Consider the following 24,517-nt stretch of genomic DNA (forward strand, 5'->3'; position numbering starts at 1 on the left):
ATCTTAATTAATTTTTGATTTATAAAAAAAGGAAAGCTTTAAAAGCTTTCCCATTCATCATCATCTTTTGTAGTTGATGCTATTACTGTAGATTTAGAAAAGTGATCAGTAGATTCTGTTTTTTTTATTTTTTCTGATTTATTTAAATTTTCATCAGCTTTTTTTATAATTACTTCCTCAATTTTATTATCTTTTTTTATTTGGTCAAGAGATTTAAATACTTCTACTGTTGCTTTATCTAACTTTTGAGATAAATCATTTAAAAGATTTTTATCTGTTATTAATTTACAATCTTCATTTATATAATCTTGTACGCTATTATGTACTAAATCATGATTTAATTTTAAATTTTTCCAATTATCAGTTTTTGTAAATGATTTACCATCATTTTCTTGTTCTAACATCCATTTACCTAAATCACATTCATTAGTTTTTGTAACGCTCCAAGCAACTTTTGAACTTCCTACTTTGTCAAAATTTGTCAATTTGAATTTAATATGATCATTTTTTAATTTAGAAATTTTAAATACTAAATCAATATCTTCAATCTCTTTTTTACTCATTTCTTTAAATTTTGCTCTATCTGCTATTTTTAATAGATTCTCTGATAATGATGCAACTTCATTTGCTAATCCGCTAATTACTGTAGCAGAATTTGCATTTACTTGTGTTGCTTGATCTAACGTATTAATAGTATCATTAATTTGAACTATTCCTTTTTCTTCTTCTTTACTTCCTTGAGATACATCTTCTATTAATGTAATTGTTTCATTAATTTTAGAGTTTAGTGTTGAATATCCACCTATCATTTCATTAGCAATTGATTTTCCTTCATTTGCTTTTGCAGTTGCAATTTGAACAATATTCTTAATCTCTTTTGCAGCTTCTGCACTTCTACTTGCAAGATTTCTTACTTCTTGTGCTACTACTGCAAATCCTTTTCCTGCTTCTCCAGCAGTTGCTGCTTCAACAGCAGCATTTAATGAAAGTATATTTGTTTGAAAAGCAATTTGATCAATTACAGTTATTGCTTCATTAATAGATTTTACTTGCTCATCAATGTCATCCATAGCTTTATTTGTTTTTGAAGCTAGTAATTCACCCTCTTTTGAAGAAAGTTGTAATTCTGTTGCTAAATTTGACATTTGATGTACTTTTTGTACACTTGATTTTACAATTGAAGTAATTTCTTCAACAGCTGCCGCTGTTTCTTCTAAAGATGCTGCTTGTTCATTTGCAGAAGCTGAAAGTTTTCCTGCTGCACTTGATAAAACATTTGTATCTTCATTTAATTTTCTACCACTTGTTACAATCATTGATAAAAATTCTGATACTGTTACACCTATTAACTGTGTACTTGCAGCCAATGAAGAAATAATACCACTAACTTTTGTTGTATCAATTTTTGAATCTCCTATAGCAAAATTTGAATTTCCATATTCAATTAAAATATTATTTAACCCAACTAAATTTTGATTTGTTCTATCTATCATAGAATTTATTGAATCCCTTAATTTCTGTATTTGAGGATTTGAAGAAGTTTTTTCTATTTTATATACATAAAATCCATTTATTACTTTTTCAATAATTTCATCAACATTTTCTATAACTTTTGCATCTTCTTCATATCCAGATTTTAACTTTCCAATATAACCGTTAAAACTATCAACTAATTTACCAATTTCATCATCTGATTTTTTTTCTATATGATCAGCAGTTGAGTTAGCTTTTGAAATATTAAGAATTGCATCATTTAGATTTTCTAATGGCTTAATAATAGTTTGACTAACAAAATAGTTATATATTAAATATACTATTATTATTGCAATAATTGAAAAAATTGCCATTCCAAAAATAATATTATTAATTTGTGAATTTGTATTTTCTTCCATTAAAGTAACTTCATTTTCTATATCATCAACATAAGCACCTGTTCCTACAATCCAATCCCAAGGTTCAAATCTTTGAACATAAGAGAATTTTTCTTTTGGATCATCTTTCTTACCTGGTTTATCCCACCAATACTTTACTAATCCACCAGCTTTATTTTCATTAGAAATTTTTGCCATTTCAACAAAAAGTTTTTTTCCTTTTGCATCTACATAAGTTGATAAATCTGTTCCATTTAATTTTGTATTAGGATGATGTATCATTTTTGGATAAGAATCATTTATCCAGAAATAATCATTATTTGCATATCTCATTTCAGAAATAGTTTTTAATGCTTCTTCTTGCATTTTTGAAGTTACATCATCTACATATTCTCCAGTTCCAATTACCCAATTATATGGTTTAAAAAGTTTCACAAATGAAACTTTTAATTGGGGAGTATCAAAGCCAGGTTTTGGCCAAACATAATCAACAAATCCTTCTCCTTGTTTTTTAGCAACATCTGAGAATTCTTTAAATATTTGTTTTCCTGCTTTATCTTTATAATCATACATATTTTTATTATTTAAAGCTGGATTTATAGGATGAGTTATGATTACTGAATCCGTATCATTTATCCAAAAATAACCATTTTTACCATATCTTGTTGCATCTACAATAGTTTTTAATCTATATTTCAAAGCATCTTCTGATAAAGAACCTTTTAATTTTTCATATTCTGAATTTAAAATAGAAAATAAAAAATTTGTTTGAGTTTTTAAATCTTCTTGAACTTCAACCTTGATTTTATCAACTGAAGTTCTACTATAATATGCATCAACAGTTTTAACCGCAAGAGAAACATAATTTTTTAATTCTAGCTCTTTTTTTGCATAAGCATCATTTTTAAATTTTTCAATATTTTCTTTTGAAAATTTTTTTATTGAATAGATAGAATCTATAGTAATTGATACAGAAACAACTATTATTGTAATTAGAGAAAGTATTAATATCTTACCCTTTATAGACATGTTAGAAAACATTCAACTCTCCATAGTTTATATTGTATATATAATATCTATTGTAGAGCTAAAATGTCAAGTTTTTAGTTATTTTAATAAATTTTTTGCGAATTTAAGTGCTTCAGTGGTTACATTTTCACCACTAATCATTCTTGCTATCTCACTTATTCTTTCTTTATCGTCTAATAATTTAACATATGATTTGCCATTATGTTTATCAACTAAAAAATGTTGATTTGCACTTGAAGTCAATTGAGGTTGATGAGAAATTGCAAATATTTGATATGATTTACTTAATTTAATAAGAACCCTTGCAATCGCATCACTCTCTTTTCCACTTAGGTTTGCATCTATTTCATCTAAAAACAAAATTCCATTGTCTACGATATCATATTCACTAATACTTGTTAAAAGAGCAAGTCTTAATCTATTATATTCCCCAGAACTAATTGTTTCTAAAGAAACACCATTTAATTTAAATACAACTTCATCTATTCCTGATGAGTCTAAATATTTTTTTTGTAAAATTATTTTTGCATTGCTTAAATATAAAAATTTTAAATATTCATTGATTTTTTCTTCTAAAATTAGAGTTGTTTCTTTTCTATATTTTGAAATAATTAAAGAATATTCATCTATTTTTATTTTCAACTCATTATATCTATTTTCTAGTTTTTCTTTTTGAAAGAAAATATTTTCATATGATTCTAATTCTTGTTTTTTTTCTTCTTTATATTTCAAGCACTCTTCTATTGAACCAAATCTTTTTTGTAATGATGATAATTTCTCTATTCTATCTAAAACATTCTCTATATTTGTATCTTCTAATTCATGTAAAGAATCATTAAATTTTTCAAAAATATTATTTAATTCATTCATTGTTTCATCAAAAAAACTAGAATCTATTTCCATTAATTCTAATGCATTTGTCACATTATAAGTTGATTCAAATATACTTGATGCTTTTTTTATTGCAATTTCAATCTTCTCTTTTTTAGCTAATCTTTTCTTCAATAAATTTAATTCTTCATATTCATCTACATTAGGATTTATTTGCTCTATTTTGTCAATCTCAAATTTTGCAAATTCTTTTAAATCTTCTAATCTTTTTTCGTCTTCTTCAATTTTTTCTAACTCTTTTTTTACTTCAACTAACTCTTTATATAAGCAATCGAAATCTTCTTTTAATTTTATAAACTCTTTTTTATTTTTTGAAGTTAATTTATCTAAAAAAACAATCAATTTAGAACTGTCAAATTCAGATGTGTCTTTTAAATTAAGATGTTTTATAAGTTTTGTAGAAAAATCAAAAAGATTTTTTTTTGATATAGTTTGATTATTCAAAAAATATCTAACTTTATCTTTTTTTATACTTTTTATGATAATTTCATCTTCAAAAGAAATATCATAAACTTCATCACTTATTTTTGAATTTGTTAAAATTACTTCACCAATATTGGCTCTGACTTCACTTAAGGCAAATAAAGAAAGAATAGATTGCATTAAAATAGATTTTCCAGCACCACTTGGTCCGGTAAAAATATTCAATCCTGACTTAAATTCTAAATCAACTTCATCAAATGATAAACAATCTTTTAAATAAACTCTTGTAATCAATTTTTAATTTCCCCATCTCAATTTTTCATTTAAAACTTCAAAATAATTTCTTTGTATTCTATGTAACATTTTTGCTTTTTTATTTGCAATATTTATTTTTATTGATTGATTTTGTTCAATTTCATAAATATCTTGCCCATCTACAATTACTACAGCCCCTTGATTATCAATAATTTTAAACTCTATTTCAAAATCTGCTGGCATAACTAAAGGTCTTTGAGTTAGTGAATGAGGAGCAACAGGAGTTACAATAAAAGCTTCAGTTAAAGGATAAACTATTGGTCCTCCAACAGATAAATTATAAGCTGTTGAGCCTGTTGGTGTTGATATAATTACTCCATCACCATGATAAGTATTGAAAGATTTTCCATCTATTTTACCTTTAATTTTTATCATTGATGAAATTGATTTTCTTGAAATTACAATATCATTAAAAGCCACAAATTTATTTAAATTTACGCTACCTTCAACCATCATTCTATTATCAATTTTATATATCCCATTTTTTAAATCATTTATAAACTTAGGTAATTGCTCCATTGATATATCAGTTAAAAATCCTAAAGTACCAAGATTTATTCCAAGAACTGGTTTATCATATTTAAAAGACTTTCTTACAACTGAAAGTAATGTTCCATCTCCTCCAACTGAAATTAAAAAATCTACTTTCTGGCATAATTCTTCTAATGGATAGCCTTCTAAATCTATCATCTTTGCAGAGTTATCTTCAAGTAAAATTTTTATATTTGAAGCTTCAAATAATTCTTTAATTTTTAAATAAATATTTCTCAATTCAGGGCTTGATGGTTTTAATATAATTCCAGCATTTTTTATATCATTTAATACTTCAAAATTTTTTTCAATTCTCAAAATCAACTCATTTTATAATTTATTTAAATCATTTTTTATTTATTTTAGCTAAATAAATATAAATAACTTAAATAAATTTAATCAAAAAAAAAGGACATGCAAAATGCATGTCCTTTTTATAAAAAGAAAGTTAAATATTAACCATTTCTTTTTTTGATAATTTCTTCAGATACATTTCTTGGAACTTCTGAATAGTTATCGAAAATCATTGAATATGTAGCTCTACCTTGAGACATAGATCTTAAATCAGTAGAATAACCAAACATTTCAGATAATGGAATCATTGCAGTAACCAGTTTGATACCAGCTCTATCATCCATAGATTGAACTTGTCCTCTTCTTTTATTACAATCCCCAATAACATCTCCCATATAATCTTCAGGAGTTTCAATTTCAACTTTCATGATTGGCTCAAGAATAACTGCACCAGCTGCAGCACTTCTACAAGCTTGTTTGAATCCCATTGAAGCAGCTAATTTAAATGCCATTTCAGATGAGTCAACATCATGATATGAACCATCATAAAGTGTAACTTCAATATCAACCATTGGGTAACCAGCTAAGATACCACCTTGCATTGCTTCAGCACAACCTTTTTCAACAGCTGGAATATACTCTTTAGGAATAACTCCACCTTTAATTTCATTATTGAATTTAAAGTTTTCTTCTGAACCAGATAGTGGATTAATTTTTAAGAATACGTGACCGTATTGACCTTTACCACCAGATTGTTTTGCATATTTATACTCTTGGTTTACAGTGTTTCTAATTGTTTCTCTGTAAGCAACTTGAGGAGCACCAACTTCTGCTTCAACTTTAAATTCTCTTTTCATTCTATCTACAAGAATTTCTAAGTGTAACTCACCCATTCCTGAAATAATAGTTTGACCTGATTCTTCATCAGTATTTACTCTAAATGATGGATCTTCTTCAGCAAGTTTTCCTAATGCAATACCCATTTTTTCTTGATCAGCTTTTGTTTTTGGCTCAACTGCAACAGAAATAACAGGCTCAGGGAATTCCATTCTTTCTAAAATTACAGGATCTTTTTCACTTGCTAGTGTATCTCCAGTAATTGTATATTTTAAACCAACAACAGCTCCGATTTCTCCAGCATAAAGCTCTTTAATTTCTTCTCTGTTATTAGCATGCATTTTAAGTAATCTTCCGATTCTTTCTTTTTTCATTTTTGTAGAGTTATATACATATGTTCCAGATTCTAAAACACCTCTATAAACTCTTGTAAATGTTAATTGTCCAACAAATGGGTCAGTCATAATTTTAAATGCTAATGCTGCAACTTCACCATCATCACTTGAAGGAACAATAACAGCTTCACCATCTTGTGTTTCACCATTAATATCTGCAACTTCTGTTGGAGCTGGTAAATACATAGAAACTGCATCAAGTAAAGTTTGAACACCTTTATTTTTAAAAGCTGTTCCACAAGTCATTGGAGTAATTTCCATAGCTAAACATCTAGCTTTTAAACCAGCTGTTATTTCTTCTTCTGTTAAAGCTTCACCTTCAAGATATTTTTCCATTAAAGTTTCTGATGATTCAGCTGCTGCTTCAACCATTTTTTCTCTATATTCTTCTGCTTGTTCTAATAAATCAGCTGGGATTTCTTCAACGTGATAGTTAGAACCCATTGCAGCATCATCATCCCAAACGATTGCTTTCATTTGTACTAAATCAATAACACCTTTGAAATTTTCTTCTGCACCAATTGGAATTTGAATTGGAACAGGATTTGCTTTTAATCTTTCTGCAACTTGTCTTTCAACGCTAAAGAAATCTGCACCTGTTCTATCCATTTTATTAACGAATATCATTCTTGGTACTCTATATTTATTAGCTTGTCTCCAAACTGTTTCAGATTGTGGTTGAACTCCACCAACTGAACAAAATACTGCAACAGCACCATCAAGAACCCTCATAGATCTTTCAACTTCAATTGTAAAGTCAACGTGTCCTGGAGTGTCAATGATATTTATTTGTAATTGCTCTTTAGTTTTTGGGTGTGTCCAATGACAAGTTGTAGCAGCAGAAGTAATTGTGATACCTCTTTCTTGCTCTTGTTCCATCCAGTCCATTGTTGCAGCACCTTCATGAACTTCACCAATTTTATGAGATACACCTGTATAGAATAAAATTCTTTCAGTAGTTGTTGTTTTTCCTGCATCAATGTGAGCAGCAATACCAATATTTCTAACTCTGTTAAGTGGTGTTTTTCTAGCCATTTATAATTCCTACCATCTGTAGTGTGCAAATGCTTTATTAGCTTCTGCCATTCTATGCATATCTTCTTTCTTCTTGAAAGATGAACCTCTTTCATTAGCAGCTTCGAATAACTCATTAGCTAATCTTTCTACCATAGTTCTTTCATTTCTCTTTCTAGCATATTCTACTAACCATCTTAATGCTAAAGTTTGTCTTCTTACAGCTCTAACTTCAACAGGAACTTGATATGTAGCTCCACCAACTCTTCTTGATCTTACTTCTAAAAGTGGTTTAACGTTTTCAATTGCTCTTTCGAATAAATCAAAACCTTTTTCTTCACCTCTCGCATCTAAGTTTGCGATTGCACCGTATAAAATTTTTTCAGCAGTTGATTTTTTACCATCTAACATAATTGCATTAACAAATTTTGTGATCACTTTACTATTGTAGATAGGATCAGCCATTATTTCTCTAACTGGAGCTTTTCTTCTTCTCATTTTCTTATCCTTCTACTTATTTTTTACCGGCTTTAGGTCTTTTAGTACCATATTTAGATCTTGCAACAGTTCTGTTTGCAACACCAGCAGTATCTAAAGCACCTCTAACGATGTGATATTTAACCCCAGGTAAATCTTTTACCCTTCCTCCTCTTACTAAAACAATTGAGTGTTCTTGTAAGTTGTGACCTTCTCCACCGATGTATGAAATAACTTCAAAACCTGTTGTTAATCTAACTTTTGCAACTTTTCTTAAAGCCGAGTTAGGTTTTTTTGGAGTTGTTGTATATACTCTTGTACATACTCCTCTTCTTTGTGGACACTCTTTAAGTGCTGGTGATTTAGATTTTTTAATCACCTTTTTTCGCTCATTTCTTACAAGCTGATTGATTGTAGGCATTTCTTTCCTTTATATAAATTGGTTTGAGTAATTATAAGCTTTACTCAAGCTTCTCGTGCAAATCAACATTTAGTTGAAACGATACTCCGATTCTAGGAAACTGGGTAGAGTTTTCTAAAAAAGTTCAGGATTATACTTAAAATTATATTAAAAATATCTTACATTAAATTATTCTAACATTAAGGTTGTAGTTATATTTTTTCACTAAAATTCAAAAAAATAAAAAGGTTAACATTTATGACTAAACAATTATTTCCTTTGGCCTTAGGTGGACTAGCTATTGGGACAACTGAATTTATTATTATGGGATTATTACCGGATGTTGCTAGTTCTATTGATGTTTCTATCCCTGTTGCGGGACATCTTATTTCAGCTTATGCTTTTGGGGTTGTAATTGGAGCTCCAATTTTAGTAGCTCTTAGTGCAAAATTTCCTCCAAAATATATATTAATTTCTTTAATGATTCTATTTACAATATTCAATGCCTTTTCAATTATTGCACCTGATTATAATACTCTTTTAATGTCAAGATTTTTTGCAGGTCTTCCCCATGGAGCATTTTTTGGTGTTGGAACTGTTGTTGCTACAAAATTAGCTGTTAAGGGAAAAGAAGCTCAAGCAATATCTTCAATGTTTACTGGACTTACAATTGCTATTTTAATTATGGTTCCATTTGTTACATTTATTGGGCATAATCTTCATTGGAGATATGCTTTTGGAGTAGTTTCATTACTTGGATTGTTAACTATTATATTTTTATATATTTGGTTACCTAAATTAAAACCTTTAAAAACTGTTACATTCAAAGAAGAACTAGAGTTTTTTAAAACTATAAAAGCTTGGCATATCTTAACAATAGTTGCTATTGGATTTGGTGGTCTTTTTGCCTGGTTTAGTTATATTGCACCTCTTTTGATTCATATATCAGGATTTAATGCATCTGATGTTTCATACTTAATGATAGTTGCTGGTGCAGGGATGGTGGTAGGAAATATTTTAGGTGGATATTTAGCTGATAAAAAAAATCCTGCAATTGCAGCTATCACTCTTCTATCACTTATGGTTATATCATTAATATTAGTATTTTTATTATCAGACAACAAAATTATTTCTATTATTCTTACATTTATTTGCGGAACATTAGCTATGTCTATTGGAACACCAATAAATATGGTTATGTTAAAAAGTGCAAAACATTCCGAAATGCTAGCTGCTGCATTTATACAAGCTGCTTTTAATGTTGCAAATTCATTAGGTGCTTTTTTTGGAGGGATTCCACTATTTTTTGGACTTACATTTAATTATCCTTCTCTTGTAGGTGCAGGAATGGCTTTTCTAGGAGCGATATTATGTATTAGCTTTTATAAAAAATATGAGAAAATTTAAAATCATCTATATGATGATTTTGAACTCTTTATTCTTACATTATAAAAACCATTATTTGCTAAAAAGATTTTTATTTCTTGGTCAATAATTTTACTTTTTGGTCCTTTTACAATTTCTAATATTGGTTCATTTTCTTCATTAAAATTAGTAAATTTCAACTCAAAATAAGGTATTAAATTTCCACAAACAGCTCTAAACATCATAGGTGAGATATTTTTCTTAAAAATAAATCTTTTTGTTTTTTTATCCTCAATAATTATCGGATTATGAATTACTCTTACTTCTTGTTCTTCTATAAAAAGTTCATTCTTTGATTTTGCTGATAAATAATTTAATTCATCTATAATTTTTTCACAGAAATTTTCAAATTTTGAAGAATTAAAATTGAATTTATTTTCACATTCAAAAAGAGGTGTTAGAATCTTTTTTATTTCTCTTTCTTGAACTTTTTCATCATATAAAACTTTAGAAGTTTTAATTAAATTATTTTCTTTAAAATAGGAACTATTAAAACCAATAGCTACACCATAACCATCATTTGCATAAGCTCTCCATTGACTTAATAAATCTTCTCCTTGAGAAAATGAAGCTATATAAACATTTGGTTGTTTTTTTTCATAAATCTTTAAAAAAGTGTGGAATTTTTCATAACTGTTTTTATTTGTAGATTCTTGAATTTTTTTTAAAACTTTTTCTTTTATCCAATGAATTTCTTTGTAATCATTTAAGTTATAAACAGAGCTTAACCATAAAGTCTTATTTTGAATTATTGCTTTAAAAGCATCTACATTACAATAGTGATACATAATATTTCCCATGATAATTCTCCTATGGGAAATATTATACAATAAATTATTTAGCAAATATAAATAAAGTTATTTGCCCTCAAATTCTTTTTCATTCGTATTTAATACAACTTTTTCAGCTATTTCATTTACTTCACGTGCTACTTTATTTGCTTCATCTGCTGATGTTGCATTTTTTTGAGTAACTTGATCTAAATTATTAACTGTATCATTTATCTGTTCCATTGCTGTAAATTGTTCTTTTGAAGAAGATGAAACTTCATTTATCAAAGATAAGGTATTATGAATATTTGTGTTTAATTTTTCATAACCTTTTATCATCTCACTTGAAATAACTTTACCTTCATTGGCTTTATTAGTTGCATTTTCTACTAACTCTTTTATCTCTTTAGCAGCTTCTGCACTTCTACTAGCAAGATTTCTTACTTCTTGTGCTACAACTGCAAAACCTTTTCCAGCTTCTCCAGCAGTTGCTGCTTCAACTGCTGCATTTAAAGATAAAATATTTGTTTGAAATGCTATTTGGTCAATTATAATAATTGAGTCAGCAATTGCTTGCGTTTGCGCATTTATTTCATCCATTGATAAAGCTGTTTTTGAAGCTAATTCTTGCCCTATTGCAACTGAGCTTGAAACTTCATTTGCATATGAAGTCATTTTTATAATATTTTGTGAACTATTTTGCATATTTGAAGTAATTTCTTCGATTGCAGCAGCTGTTTGTTCCAATGACGCTGCTTGTGAATTTGCTGATGTTGTAAGATTTTCAACATTTTTTGATAATCTTTCAGCATTTGAAGATAACAATAAACCTATATTTTTATTCTCAACTAACATAGATGTAATTGCAAATCCTAAATTATTTACGTCATTACATAATGCTTTTAAATCACCTTCTAAACCAGAAATATTAATTTTTTCTCTATAATCATAATTTGTATATAATGACAAAACTTTCATTGCATTTTTAATATTGTTTTCAATGGCGCTTAACATTTCATTTATTACATTTTTTAATTCATTTAAAGAAGAATTATTAGTTTCTCCTTCAATTCTTGTATTTAATAAACCTTTTTTTGCTTCATTTGCACATTTTATTGCACTATCAACTAAAGTTCTATCTTTTTCAATAGATTTGTTTGTAAATAATATATTTTTATTTACTTCATTTGCCATCAGACCTAATTCATCTTTTGAATCAATTTCTATAAGTTTTGATTCTTTTATCTCTTGATTTAGATATTTAAAAAACTCTATTAATCCGTCATTAAATTTTTCTAAAGGTTTTTTTATAGAATTTGTTATTGCAACTGTTGAAAAAAATACTACAATTAAAACTATAATAATCAACGTATACAAAGTATATAAAGTTGAATCTATTTTATTTAGAGCATTTATATAACTTAATTTATTCTGTTCATCTGCTGTTTTATTTATTGCATTTAATTTTTCATTTATTATCAAAAAAACTTCATCAGCAACAGATAACATTGGTGTTGCCATTCCTAAATCAACACTTAGCATATCTATCGCATCACGAACTGTTAAGTTATATTCAACTAATTCTTTATTTACATCTTCTATACTTTTTTTGTCATCAGTTGTTAAATACTCTTCTTTTAAAAATCTATCCATATCTTTTTCAATTTTAGATTTTAGATTATTTAAAATAGCTATTTGTTCATCAATTAACGATTGTTCATATTTGTCAGTAGCGTAACTAAATATTTTATATAAAACTGAATTATATAAATTTATATCACTTAATAATTTGCTACTAGATTTATAAAGTTCAAATTTTACATCAACTATATTTTTTAATGTCACTTTATCTGATTTTAATGCACTATTTGAAAATATTGCTAGAACGATTAAAAAAAGTATTGCGATTGAAGGGCCAATTAAGATTTTTTTACCAATTTTCATATTTTTTATACCAAACATAATCAATCCTATTTAATTAGATTTTATGCTTAATTTTCTAAAAAAAGCAGAGATTAGTCTATTTTTTTGGAAAATCTAAAGCCTTGAAAATTCAAGACTTTATTATTAAATAATCTATTCTTTATAAACACCTGCACCTATTAATTGATTTTCACCAATTCCTATTACAAAAGATGTTTTTGGAGTTTGTTCACCTTTTACTGGATGATCCCATACGTAGTCTACCCAACCTGAACCATCAGCTTTTACTTTGTCTATAAAGTTTTTAAATAATTGATTACCTGCTTTATCTTTATATCTATAAAGATTTTTCCCTTTTAAAGGTTTTTTTGGATGAGCAGTTATAATACCATCAAAATCATTTGCCCAGATATATAAATCACCATTTACAAACTCACTTTCAGGTTTATTAAATTCTTCAACACAAGCTGATACACCAACTTTTTTACAAAATTCTACACCTTTCATTACAAGTGCTTCTGCTTCTGCTTGTGTACTTGCATTTGCAAATGTAGCACATAATAATATTGAAGCCCCTAACTTAAATAATCTACTCATAACCATCTCCTTAGTTAATTTTAAAGTCTATGGTTACATAAAAATAATTAATTCAATCTTAATATTTATTAATTATTTTCAATAAACTTAAAATTTAATTAAAATGCTATTTTATTGCTATTCTAGCTTATTTTTTATGATTATTTTGTGATTTTTTACTATCATAAATAATTATTTATTTTCTATTTAAGAAATAAAAAATTATTTATAATCTATTAATTTTTTATTCTCAAGTTTATAAATTGTAGGAGTGAGTTGTTCAATAAAAGATTTGTGATGAGAGATAATAATCATAGATTTTTTTATTGAATTTAAGATTTTTATTATTCTTTTTTCTGATTCTTCATCTAAAGCATTTGTTGGTTCATCTAAAAGTAAAATTTTTGGTTTTGTTATCAAAATTCCTGCAAGTGCAACAATTTTTTGTTCTCCTCCACTTAACTCATAAATTATTCTATCTTTTAGATGTAAAATTTCTAATTGTTCAAGTATTTCCAAAGCTTTTTGATAAGCTTCATCTTTATTTATTCCTGTTGTTCTTAAAGAAAACATCACATCTTCTATAACTGTTGGAGATAAAAAGAAACTACTTATATCTTGAGGTAAATAGCCTACTTCAAAACGAAATTTTTTATAATCTTTTTTATCTTTTATCAAATGATGGAAAAGATATAATTCCCCAAAAAATGACTCTTCAATACCTGCAATTATTTTTAATAGTGAACTTTTTCCAACACCATTTGAACCAATGATTGCCACTTTTTCTTCATGTCCCACACTTAGATTTATATTTTCAAATAAGATATTATCTTTGTTTGAATATGAAATATTTTTTAAAGTTATAGAACAACTCATATAAAGTACCTTAAAATTAATGTTAATAAAATTATAAATATTAAATAAAAATCATATTTATCAAATTTATAGTTATCATTGAAAAAGATTTCACCATTAAAACCTCTTAATTCAAAACTATCTTTTAGATTTTGTGCTTTTTGCATAGATTTTATAAATAATAAACCTAAAATGTTACCATAAGTTTGATATATGAAAAGATTTGTTTTATTATGAAAACTTCGAGTAATTAGAGTTGTTTTTATATTTCTAAATTCTGTTTGAAGTTCTAAAATCATTTTCCAACTAAAATAAAAGGTAGATATAAATCTTTTTGGAAATTTAAGAAGAGAAAAACCTCTAATAATATCCAAACCTTTTGAATTTATAAAAAGTAATAGATTGAAAAATATGATTATATTTGTTCTTAGATATATATTTATTGCTTCAAAAAAACTTGCTTGAATCCAAACAAAAATAAAAATTGTAAAAATAAACAAATTTAAAAAAAGAAATTTTTTTAATACAAATAAAATATTTTTAGAATCAATAAACATCAAAAAAAGTACAGGCAAAATATAAAATATATTAAACTCTGAAAAACTCAAAATCAAACTATAAATAAATGCACAAACAAGAGAAATAGCTGGATTAAATATAATCAATTTTTTACTCTTTTTAAAACTAGAAAAATTAAAAATATAATTGCTAAACCAAATAAAACTTTGAATATTTCAAAATAATCTAATTGCTCTTCTAAAACTTTTATTTTATTTTCTAATTGTTTATTTTTTTCTATTAATTCTTTCATTTTTTCATTACTATTTTCTTCTATTTCTTTTTCAACTGTATTAATTTGTTCAGTTACATTTTTTGAGACACTATGCCCTGCTCCAGCATCAATGATTACTGTTAATTCACTTTTATCTGTTTTATAATTATACTCACCATTTTCATCTAATTTATCAGATAAAATCAAATTATTATCTTTATCTCTTATTTCAAATTTGCAATTTATACAACCTTTTGCATTTGCAAAATATGAACTAATAAAAAGATTTCCATTTTCATAATCTAAAAATAAATTGATTTTATGTGCAAATAAAAATATAGGAACTATTAATAAAACTAAAAATCTTAACATAAACTTGTATCCTTCAATAAAGATGGCATTGCTTTTTTAATATAAAGCAATAAAAATAGTGTTACTATTCCTTCTAAAATCATAGTTGGAATATTTACAGCAATTATCGAATACCCAACTGCTAAATATTCATCTTTTGAAAAAACTAAAACTAAAAATAGAGTTATTGTAGAAAAAAACACTCCAATAAAACCAACTAAAAAGAATCTGATTTTTTCATTTAATTTTTTCAAAAAATCTAATTTAAAAATTAAATATACCAAATATGCAGGCATTGCCATAATTATAATATTTGCTCCAAGTGAAGTCAATCCTCCAAAACCAAGAAGCAATGCTTGTAATATTAAAGCAATTGAAATAGAAATAAAAGCTAAACTTCCTAAAAAAATGCCTATAAATCCTATAAGCATTAAGTGTATTTGAGTTGGTCCAAATGGAATATGTATAAATGAAGTAACAAAAAATAAAGCAGACATCGCTGCAACTAAAGCTATTTTTTCATTTGTTAATTTTTTAAATGAATAAGCACAAAAAGCAACAGCAGCAATTGCTGTTATACTTGAAACTTCAATACTAATTATTCCATCTGATATATGCATTTTCTACCTTAAAAATATTTCAACTTTAAATAAAACTTTTTAATAAGCTTTTACCCAAAGTAATGCTCCATTTTCAATAGGATACTTTTTCCCTTCAAACTCTTTTTCTCCTTCTTCAATCAAAGCTGCAAATCCCCACCAACCTTTATGATTCATCACAAAAGAGAAATTTCCATTTTCATCAGTTTTTACAACTTGTGTTATATGAGCTTCACTTGGAGCTTTTAATCCAAATTCATTATATAACTCAACTTCTACTTCTACATTTGAAGCAGCTTTTCCATCTTGTAAAACTTTACCTTGAAAAATATTTCCAGAGTATAGCGCAAAAGGTTTTACCATTGGTATAATTTCATACTTCAATCCTAATGGCTCATCCCAACCATCTTCAACTCCATAAGCACTAACTATTACTTTAGGTATGTGTGAAATGTATTTTTCTTCTGCTGGTTCAAAATACGGTTCTGGTTGTACAAAAAATTGATAAACTCCTGGTTTTTTAATTTGATAAGCTGTTTCCCAAGCTTTATGGTCAAATTTTTTTGTTTCATTTAAAGGCAAAGAATTTTTTGTAGATTCTAAATAAATCCCAAGAGGTTTTTCCATCGTCATACCTGTTTGCTCAAATGGATGAATGAACATTGCATCAAGTTTTATATTTGCATCTTTTTTATCATTAACATTATCTGTACTTGGAATAAATGTTAGAAAGTGTGCATTTGCAATTGATGTTGCTATAACTAAAGAAAATATTGTTTTTTTCATTTTGAATCCTTATGTAAAAAATATTCTGGATTATAATAATAAGAGTGTTACATAGAAATAAAAAATGGTAATTCTTATATAGTTTTAGAACTTCAAAAAAATTATCTCTTATAAAAACTATTTTTTCGACTATAGTATTTAGGAAAAATAAATGTTATTATATCAACATAAAAGATTTTTTAATAAGGATAAAACTCCAATGAGAAAAGTAACAAGGATAGCTGCAATATCAATAGTAACATCGTTTGTAATAACAGGTTGTGCTGTAAAACCTGAAATGATGAAAAAAGAAGATATACAAGAACAAGTAAAAAAAGATTTAAATGTATTAAATGAAGTTGTCCTACCCGTAACAAAACCAATATCTTTGGATGAAGCGATAGAGAGGGGATTAAAATATAATTTACAAAAAAAAGTAAAAGTATTAGAGAGTGCTTTATCACAAAAACAACTAGATTTAGTTTATTATGATATGTTACCAGGATTAACAGCAGCAGCAGGATATTCAGAAAGAAATAACTATGCAGCAAGTGCAAGTACATCGTTCATTGATGGGAATCCACAACCATTAGGAAGTAATCCTTCATATTCAGTATCTCAAGATAAAGAAAGAGTGACAACAGATATAGGATTTAGTTGGAATATATTAGATTTTGGATTGTCTTATGTAAGAGCACAACAACAAGCAGATAAATTTTTAATAGCAAAAGAAAAAGAGAAAAAAGTTGAACATAACTTAACACAAGATATAAGAAGAGCCTACTACCAAGCAGTTTCAGCACAAGATTTATTAAAAAGAATACAACCAATGATGGTAGAAGTAAAACAAGCATTAAATGACTCAAAACAAATACAAGATCAAAGAGTAGGGAAATCTCCAATGGAAGCTCTTTCTTATCAAAGAGAGTTGTTAGATATCTTAAGATCATTACATACACTAGAAAGTGGTCTGATTTCAGCAAAAATAGAATTAGCAGAATTAATGGGATTAAAACCAGGGATAGAATTTGAATTAGCAGATAAAGTAGAAAAAGATTATGTAATTCCAGAATTTCATATGAATCTAGATGAAATGGAAAAAATAGCATTAGAAAATAGACCAGAAGTAACAGAGAGTAGATATCAAGAAAGAATATCTGAAAAAGAGATAACAGCAGCTAAACTTAAAATGTTACCAGGAATTAATCTAAATGCATCATTGTCTTATGATGATAGTGATTATTTACTAAATAATGATTGGTACTCTTATGGAGCAAATGTTTCATGGAATCTTTTAAATGTATTTAAAGGTAATGAAATGAATAAATTAGCAAAAACTCAAGTAGAAGTAGCAAAAGAACAAAAATTAGCACTTTCAATGGCAGTATTATCTCAAGTACACCTTTCAATAGTGAAATTTAATCAAGCTAAAAAAGAGTACACACTTGCAAAAGAGTATTTGAATGTAGCAGATGATATTTATAACTTAACAGAAGTAGAAAATAATCTAAATATAAATAGTAGATTGATTTTAATAAAAGAAAAATTAAATAATATCCTAGCAACTTTAAGATACTCATCAGCTTATGCAAATGTACAAAATAGTTATGGAAGAATCTTTGCTTCTTTAGGAGTTGAAGAGAATAATAAAAAAGAAATAGAAAATAAAAAGACTGAAACAGCTTTAATCAAAGTAGATGATAGTGTAAAAAAAGTTGAAGTAAAAAATTAAAGGTTATCTAAATGAAAAAATTTCTAAGTTCAGTTTTGTTGATTTCAACTACTTTATATGCAAATGAAAATTTAACAGCAAGAGCAGTAATAGTTTCTCTTGATAAAACAGTTCTCTCAAGTGAAATAGCAGGAGAAATAATAGAATTATCAAAACAAGAAGGTGATGCCTTTAAAAAAGGTGAATCATTGATAAAAATAGATTGCTCAATATATAAAGCTCAAAAAAGAAAAATTGAAGTTGAAAAAAATATAGCAAAACTAGAACTAGAGAAAAATAAAAAATTAGATACTTATGGTTCAGTAGGTACTTTTGAAATACAAATTTCTCAAGAAAATTTTAATAAACAAAAAGCTGAGAGTGATATAGCTAGTATAAATGTATCAAGATGTGAAATAAAAGCACCATTTGATGGAAGAATAGCATCTAAAAAAGTATCAAAATATCAAAGTATTAAACCTCAAGATGAACTTTTAGAAATAGTAGGATTAGATAATCTTGAAGCAAAAGTAGTTGTGCCTTCTTCTTGGCTTGTATGGTTAAAAAGAGGTACTCAATTTGATTTGAATATTGATGAAACAAAAACAAGTGTAAAAGCACAAATAGTACAAATAGATTCGATTGTTGATCCAACAAGTCAATCTATAACAGTAAGAGCGAAATTGTTAAAACCATTTGAAAATATTATTCCAGGTATGAGTGCAACAGCTAACTTTTACCAAGAAAACAACTAATATCAAGGATATAAGAGATGAAAAGAAAAAATTTAAAAAAACCAATGATTAGTGCTTTAGAGCAAAGAATTCTTTTTGATGGGGCAGCAGTTGCCACAGCTGTTGATGTCCTTGATAATAGTAGTTTTACACCAACAAATGACTCAACAACTACAAATGATATGACAAATAATAATGCAGAGAATAGTGTACATGAAGCACAAGCAGTTCAAGGGTTTGAAAAGAGTAGAAAAGAAGTAGCCTTTGTAGATGTAACAGTAAAAGATTATCAAACATTAGTTGATGGAGTAGGAGAAGGTGTAGAGACTTATTTAGTAAGTTCTTTAGATGAAATAAAATCAATATTAGAGAATGAAACAAATATAGATGCAATACATATTTTATCTCATGGAGAAACAGGTGAAATAACTGTGGGGAATGATGTATTAAATAAAGATACATTGCAAAATTTCGATGCAGTATTGCAAAGTATGAAAACATCATTAACAGAGAATGGGGATATATTACTTTATGGATGTAATGTAGCAAATGATGGAAGTGGAGAAGAGTTTATAACAGAATTAGCAACTATCACAGAAGCAGATGTTGCTGCATCTGATGATTTAACTGGTTCAAGTGCTTTAGGTGGTGATTGGGATTTAGAAAAAAGTAGTGGTTTAATTGATACAGATACAATTAATATATCAGATTATGAAGATATTCTTAGTTTATCTGTTGTTGTAGAACATGGGAATACAGTTGAAACATATAATAATATTAGTTCAGGAGTAGCTCATTTAACAAGTGGAGGAAACGCTGTTGCTTATTTAGTTCAAACAAGTGGAGATATGAATGTTGATTGGTATTCAGGATATAGCGGGATTATTCAAGTTACAGATAGTAGCACTACTGTAATTAAATCTATAGATATGACTGAACACTTATCAAATAATTCCAATTTTATTAGTGATATGTCTATAACATCTTTGAAAAATGGAGGTTTTGTAGTTGTATGGACAGAAGGAAATGCTTCTGATTCAACTCTAAATAAGTATTATGAAATCTTTGATAATAACGGTAATCAAGTTGGAAGTAATCCATTTAATTTATTAACTACAACAGATGGTGGAAATATTAAAGTTACATCATTAACTAATGGAGGTTTTGCAGTTGCTTTTTTAAATGGACAAACAGGTATTGTAAAAACTTATACTTATAATGCTGGAAGTTTTATTGCTAATAATGAATTAATATTTATTGAAAATGGTTCAGATGTAATAGGTGCTAATGCAGGTGATTCTACTACTCCAACAACATATGGTCCTGATGCATCAGATGTTAGAAGATTATTTGCTATGGGTTCTCTATCAATTACAAATTTATCAGATGGTTCCTTTGTAGTTGCTTGTTCTACATATGATTGGGTTAATTCTTCTTACACACCTTTAGGAGATTTCATATATAAATTTAATGCTGATGGAACTAAATCTTCATTTAGTGGAGGAAGTGGTCAATATTGGGAAAGAGTTAATTGGAATCCTGGTCAATCTAATAATATTACAGCTTTAACTTCATTTGATGGAGGTTTTGCTTCTTTAAATAAAGGTCATAATGGACAATGGCAAATAACAGTTTATAATAATGATGGTTCGTTAACTACAACAAATAAACTTACTGATACAGTATATTATGGAGGAAATTATTATAATAAATATTATTATGCTGTAAATGTAGGGGCAATTACATCGAATTTAAGTAATTTATATGGTAATCAAAATACTTATGCAAATGATTTTCAAGTTGATTTAGAATTTGATGGTACTAATTTAATTGCTGTTTTACCTAATGATGATGGTGGTCTTAGTATTGCTAATATCTCCACAACAACAGGAAATTTAATAGGTTCAATTACTACATTAAGTGATATTCCTGTTCCTTCTGGCAAAAATATTACAAATCCACATTATTTAACTACCGCTAGTGGCTTTTCTTTATTATATGATGTACAAAGTACAAATACCGTAACAATAAATGACCCAGATTGGGGAGATTGGGATGCAACTTATGTATTATCTGATGTTTACCAGTATGATTTATTGACATTTATTTCAGGCCCAACAGTAAGTGTAGCAACAGGAAGTTATACAGATACAGTAGCAAATGATACATTTGCAAATATAACAGGAAGTATAAGTGCAACAGCTTCAAGTGGTTCAATTTTAGGATATGGAATAAATAGTGGAACTACAGGTGGTTCTACAACTATAGGTTCAGTAACTTATGATGTATCAAAAACTGGAACATATGGAACATTATATGTAAAATCAAGTGATGGAAGTTATATTTATGTACCAACAAGTGATAGTGTAATAAATGCTACAACTTCTACTGTAACTGATTCATTTACTATTGAAGCAACTGATGGTGCAGGAACTAAAGGAAATACTTTAACTATTTCTATTAATGGGGTTAATGATTCGCCTGTATTAAGTGCTCCAACGGAAGGAAGTTATACAGATACAAGTGCAACTGATACGTTTACAAATACAACTGGAACATTAAGTGCTAGTGATAGAGATACAGGAACAACACTAACTTATGGTATTAGTACAGGAACAACAAGTGGAACTGATGTTATTGGTGGAATAACATATGATGTATCAAAAGTAGGAACATATGGAACTTTATATGTAAAATCAACTGATGGAAGTTATGTATATGTACCAAATGCAAATGCAATAAATGCTTTAACATCAAATGCAACAGATAGCTTTACCGTTAGTTCAAGTGATGGCAGTTTAAATGATACTCAAACACTTACTATAAATATTACTGGTGCAAATGATGCACCAACAGCACAAAATAAAACAATCACAATAGATGAAGATACAATAACTGTATTAAAGGTAAGTGACTTTGGATTTGCAGATGTTGATACTGGAAGTGCATTATCAAGTGTAAAAATTACAAGTTTAGCTTCTCATGGAACATTGGAATATTTTAATGTTTCATCATGGATAGCAGTAACATCAAATCAAAAAATTGCAGTAACTGATATAACAAATGGTAAATTAAGATTTAACCCATCATTAAATGAAAATGGTACAAGTTATGCAACATTTAATTTTACAGTAAATGATGGAACTGTTGATTCAACTGCAAAAACAATAACTTATAATGTAACAGCAGTAAATGATGCTCCAACAGTTGCAAATGCTATAGTTGACCAAAATGCTAGTGTATCAAATGCCTTTAGTTTTACAGTTCCATCAAATAGTTTTACAGATGTTGATACAAGTGATACATTAACTTATTCAGCAAAACTTGTTGATAGTAATGGTGATTTAGTAAGTGGTGGAACACTACCAAGTTGGTTGAGTTTTGATGCAAATACAAGAACATTTAGTGGAACACCTGCAATTGGTGATACAGGAATTATTTATATAAAAGTTACAGCATCTGATAATGGAAGTTTAAATGTATCAGATATTTTTACGATTACAACAAATAGTGGCCCAACAGTAAGTGTAGCAACAGGAAGTTATACAGATACAATAGCAAATGATACATTTGCAAATATAACAGGAAGTATAAGTGCAACAGCTTCAAGTGGTTCAATTTTAGGATATGGAATAAATAGTGGAACTACAGGTGGTTCTACAACTATAGGTTCAGTAACTTATGATGTATCAAAAACTGGAACATATGGAACATTATATGTAAAATCAAGTGATGGAAGTTATATTTATGTACCAACAAGTGATAGTGTAATAAATGCTACAACTTCTACTGTAACTGATTCATTTACTATTGAAGCAACTGATGGTGCAGGAACTAAAGGAAATACTTTAACTATTTCTATTAATGGGGTTAATGATTCGCCAAGTATTTCAAATGAAATAATAAATCAAACAGCAACACAAAACAGTATTTTTAATTTTACTATTCCAACAAATAGTTTTACAGATGTTGATACAAGTGATACATTAACTTATTCAGCAAAACTTGTAGATAGTAATGGTGATTTAGTAAGTAGTGGAACTTTACCAAGTTGGTTGAGTTTTGATGCAAATACAAAAACATTTAGTGGAACACCTACAAATAGTGATACAGGAATTATTTATATAAAAGTAACAGCATCTGATAATGGAAGTTTAAATGTATCAGATATTTTTACGATAACTGTAGAAAATGTAAATGATAGTCCAATAGGAAATGTAATAATAAGTGGATCACCTATTCAAGGTGAAATATTAACTGTATCAAATACTTTGACAGATGAAGATGGATTAGGTGAGATAACTTACCAATGGTATGCTAATAATGAAATTATAGATGGAGCAACTAATTCAACATATACATTAACACAAAATGAAGTAAATAAAGTAATAACTGTAAAGGCTACATATATAGATGGATTTGGAACATTAGAAAGTGTAATAAGTAATGTAACAAATCAAATATTGAATATAAATGATGCTCCAACTGTTTTAACTGATAATTTAGATGTTAATTTAGCATTTGGTGATTCTTACACTAAAGATATATCAGAATTATTTAAAGATATAGATTTTGATAATATTTTTACATTTGAAGCTACTGATTTACCTCTAGGATTAACATTAAATCCTTCTACAGGAATTATCTCAGGAAAAGCAAATGAATCTGGTGAATTTATTGTTACAATAAAAGCAACTGATAATGGAAATCCAGCATTAAGTGTTTCTAGAACATATAAAATATTTGTTCTAGCTCCAGTTCAAATAGAAAATTCGCAGCCACCTGTATCTGAACCATTAAATAATACTCCTTCAAATGTATTTTCAGATATTACATTATCAACTTTTTTAGATACTATTTCATTAGGAACTATAAATAATAATTTAGGAACAAATATTACTGACAATATTGGAATTGGTTATTTAAATAACACTTCTCCAACATTACAAATTAACGATACTTTTAATCCTTCTCAAAATATTCCAATAATAAAAGATAATGGTAAATACGTTGAAACTAGTGCTACATTAAATGTAAATTTAAATGGTCAAGTTTCATTTGATAAAACAATACAAGGCTCTTTTTCAATTGTTGGTATTACTATTGAAGATTTGAAAATTGATAATAATAAATTAGATATAAAAATTGTTGATACAGCTAATGTTCAAAATTATATTGTAACCCAATTTGATGGTTCAGCTTTACCAGCAGGACTATATTTTAATTCATCAACTGGAAGTATTTCAGGTACAATTCCAGATAACTTAAATGAATTAAATATTACTATAAAAGCCATAAACTTAGATGGAACAACAAGAGTTTTAAATTTGAAATTGGATTTAAAAGAATTAAAACAAAGAATGCAAACAGAAGTAAATGAGAAATTTATAGGATTAAAAGAGCAAATAGCTTTTGAAAATCAAAAATTAGATGGTTATGGTTCTTATTTGACTAAATTGTTTGCTTAATCAATATAAATTATCTTGTGAAATTTTTTCACAAGATAATCTTTTTTAGATATTCAATCTTCTTTCTACTTTTCTTATATAAAATTATAAA

General features: G+C 27.3%; 18 protein-coding genes. 4 read left to right on the top strand and 14 right to left on the bottom strand.

Going from position 1 to position 24,517, the window contains the following annotated elements; translation table 11 throughout:
* Positions 1 to 38: 38 nt before the first annotated feature.
* The 6 genes from ABLL_RS12315 to rpsL all read right to left on the bottom strand — a co-directional run bounded on the left by ABLL_RS12315 (position 39) and on the right by rpsL (position 8,498).
* Positions 39 to 2,912 carry a cache domain-containing protein gene (locus ABLL_RS12315; RefSeq protein WP_014475122.1) on the bottom strand — a complete coding sequence of 958 codons (2,874 nt, stop codon included), beginning with the start codon at positions 2,910 to 2,912 and terminating at the stop codon, positions 39 to 41.
* Positions 2,913 to 2,978: 66 nt separating this feature from the next.
* Positions 2,979 to 4,508, bottom strand: a complete 1,530-nt coding sequence (locus ABLL_RS12320; protein WP_014475123.1) for an AAA family ATPase — start codon at positions 4,506 to 4,508, stop codon at positions 2,979 to 2,981.
* A gap of 3 nt (positions 4,509 to 4,511) precedes the next feature.
* Positions 4,512 to 5,378: an NAD(+)/NADH kinase gene (locus ABLL_RS12325; RefSeq protein ID WP_014475124.1), complete on the bottom strand. Its 867-nt coding sequence runs from the start codon at positions 5,376 to 5,378 to the stop codon at positions 4,512 to 4,514.
* A gap of 137 nt (positions 5,379 to 5,515) precedes the next feature.
* Positions 5,516 to 7,621, bottom strand: coding sequence for an elongation factor G (gene fusA / locus ABLL_RS12330; RefSeq protein WP_014475125.1), 2,106 nt, complete (start codon positions 7,619 to 7,621; stop codon positions 5,516 to 5,518).
* 9 nt (positions 7,622 to 7,630) lie between these two features.
* Positions 7,631 to 8,098, bottom strand: a complete 468-nt coding sequence (gene rpsG, locus ABLL_RS12335) for a 30S ribosomal protein S7 (RefSeq protein ID WP_014475126.1) — start codon at positions 8,096 to 8,098, stop codon at positions 7,631 to 7,633.
* A gap of 16 nt (positions 8,099 to 8,114) precedes the next feature.
* Positions 8,115 to 8,498, bottom strand: coding sequence for a 30S ribosomal protein S12 (gene rpsL, locus ABLL_RS12340; protein WP_014475127.1), 384 nt, complete (start codon positions 8,496 to 8,498; stop codon positions 8,115 to 8,117).
* Positions 8,499 to 8,735: 237 nt separating this feature from the next.
* Here rpsL and ABLL_RS12345 point away from each other — a divergent pair, with 237 nt between their 5' ends.
* Positions 8,736 to 9,884, top strand: coding sequence for an MFS transporter (locus ABLL_RS12345; protein ID WP_014475128.1), 1,149 nt, complete (start codon positions 8,736 to 8,738; stop codon positions 9,882 to 9,884).
* Positions 9,885 to 9,886: 2 nt separating this feature from the next.
* Here the strand turns inward: ABLL_RS12345 and ABLL_RS12350 are convergent, their stop codons facing one another.
* From ABLL_RS12350 to ABLL_RS12385, 8 genes are all read right to left on the bottom strand, one after another.
* Positions 9,887 to 10,702, bottom strand: a complete 816-nt coding sequence (locus ABLL_RS12350) for a DUF2971 domain-containing protein (protein ID WP_014475129.1) — start codon at positions 10,700 to 10,702, stop codon at positions 9,887 to 9,889.
* A gap of 57 nt (positions 10,703 to 10,759) precedes the next feature.
* A complete protein-coding gene (locus ABLL_RS12355) occupies positions 10,760 to 12,634 on the bottom strand; it encodes a methyl-accepting chemotaxis protein (RefSeq protein WP_014475130.1) in 1,875 nt (624 codons plus the stop codon).
* Between the two features lie 114 nt (positions 12,635 to 12,748).
* A complete protein-coding gene (locus tag ABLL_RS12360; protein WP_014475131.1) occupies positions 12,749 to 13,192 on the bottom strand; it encodes a cache domain-containing protein in 444 nt (147 codons plus the stop codon).
* Positions 13,193 to 13,393: 201 nt separating this feature from the next.
* Complete coding sequence (locus ABLL_RS12365; protein ID WP_014475132.1) at positions 13,394 to 14,047, bottom strand: energy-coupling factor ABC transporter ATP-binding protein; 654 nt, start codon at positions 14,045 to 14,047, stop codon at positions 13,394 to 13,396.
* Entirely contained in the window at positions 14,044 to 14,691 is a 648-nt protein-coding gene (locus tag ABLL_RS12370) for an energy-coupling factor transporter transmembrane protein EcfT (RefSeq protein ID WP_014475133.1), read from the bottom strand. The genes ABLL_RS12365 and ABLL_RS12370 overlap by 4 nt, the downstream gene beginning before the upstream one ends.
* Complete coding sequence (locus ABLL_RS12375) at positions 14,688 to 15,170, bottom strand: emp24/gp25L/p24 family protein (protein WP_014475134.1); 483 nt, start codon at positions 15,168 to 15,170, stop codon at positions 14,688 to 14,690. The genes ABLL_RS12370 and ABLL_RS12375 overlap by 4 nt, the downstream gene beginning before the upstream one ends.
* On the bottom strand, positions 15,164 to 15,769 hold the full coding sequence (cbiM, locus tag ABLL_RS12380) for a cobalt transporter CbiM (protein WP_014475135.1): 606 nt from the start codon (positions 15,767 to 15,769) through the stop codon (positions 15,164 to 15,166). The genes ABLL_RS12375 and cbiM overlap by 7 nt, the downstream gene beginning before the upstream one ends.
* Before the next feature lie 39 nt (positions 15,770 to 15,808).
* On the bottom strand, positions 15,809 to 16,534 hold the full coding sequence (locus tag ABLL_RS12385; RefSeq protein WP_014475136.1) for a DUF4198 domain-containing protein: 726 nt from the start codon (positions 16,532 to 16,534) through the stop codon (positions 15,809 to 15,811).
* Between the two features lie 199 nt (positions 16,535 to 16,733).
* Here ABLL_RS12385 and ABLL_RS12390 point away from each other — a divergent pair, with 199 nt between their 5' ends.
* The 3 genes from ABLL_RS12390 to ABLL_RS12400 are packed head-to-tail and all read left to right on the top strand — an operon-like array spanning position 16,734 to position 24,426.
* Positions 16,734 to 18,245: a TolC family protein gene (locus tag ABLL_RS12390; protein ID WP_014474471.1), complete on the top strand. Its 1,512-nt coding sequence runs from the start codon at positions 16,734 to 16,736 to the stop codon at positions 18,243 to 18,245.
* Between the two features lie 11 nt (positions 18,246 to 18,256).
* Positions 18,257 to 18,979, top strand: a complete 723-nt coding sequence (locus tag ABLL_RS12395; protein WP_014474470.1) for an efflux RND transporter periplasmic adaptor subunit — start codon at positions 18,257 to 18,259, stop codon at positions 18,977 to 18,979.
* 17 nt (positions 18,980 to 18,996) lie between these two features.
* Positions 18,997 to 24,426, top strand: a complete 5,430-nt coding sequence (locus tag ABLL_RS12400; protein ID WP_014475137.1) for a DUF4347 domain-containing protein — start codon at positions 18,997 to 18,999, stop codon at positions 24,424 to 24,426.
* The last annotated feature ends 91 nt before the right edge of the window (positions 24,427 to 24,517 follow it).

It is taken from the genome of Arcobacter sp. L, from assembly GCF_000284235.1.
GTDB classification, from domain to species: Bacteria; Campylobacterota; Campylobacteria; order Campylobacterales; family Arcobacteraceae; genus Aliarcobacter; species Aliarcobacter defluvii.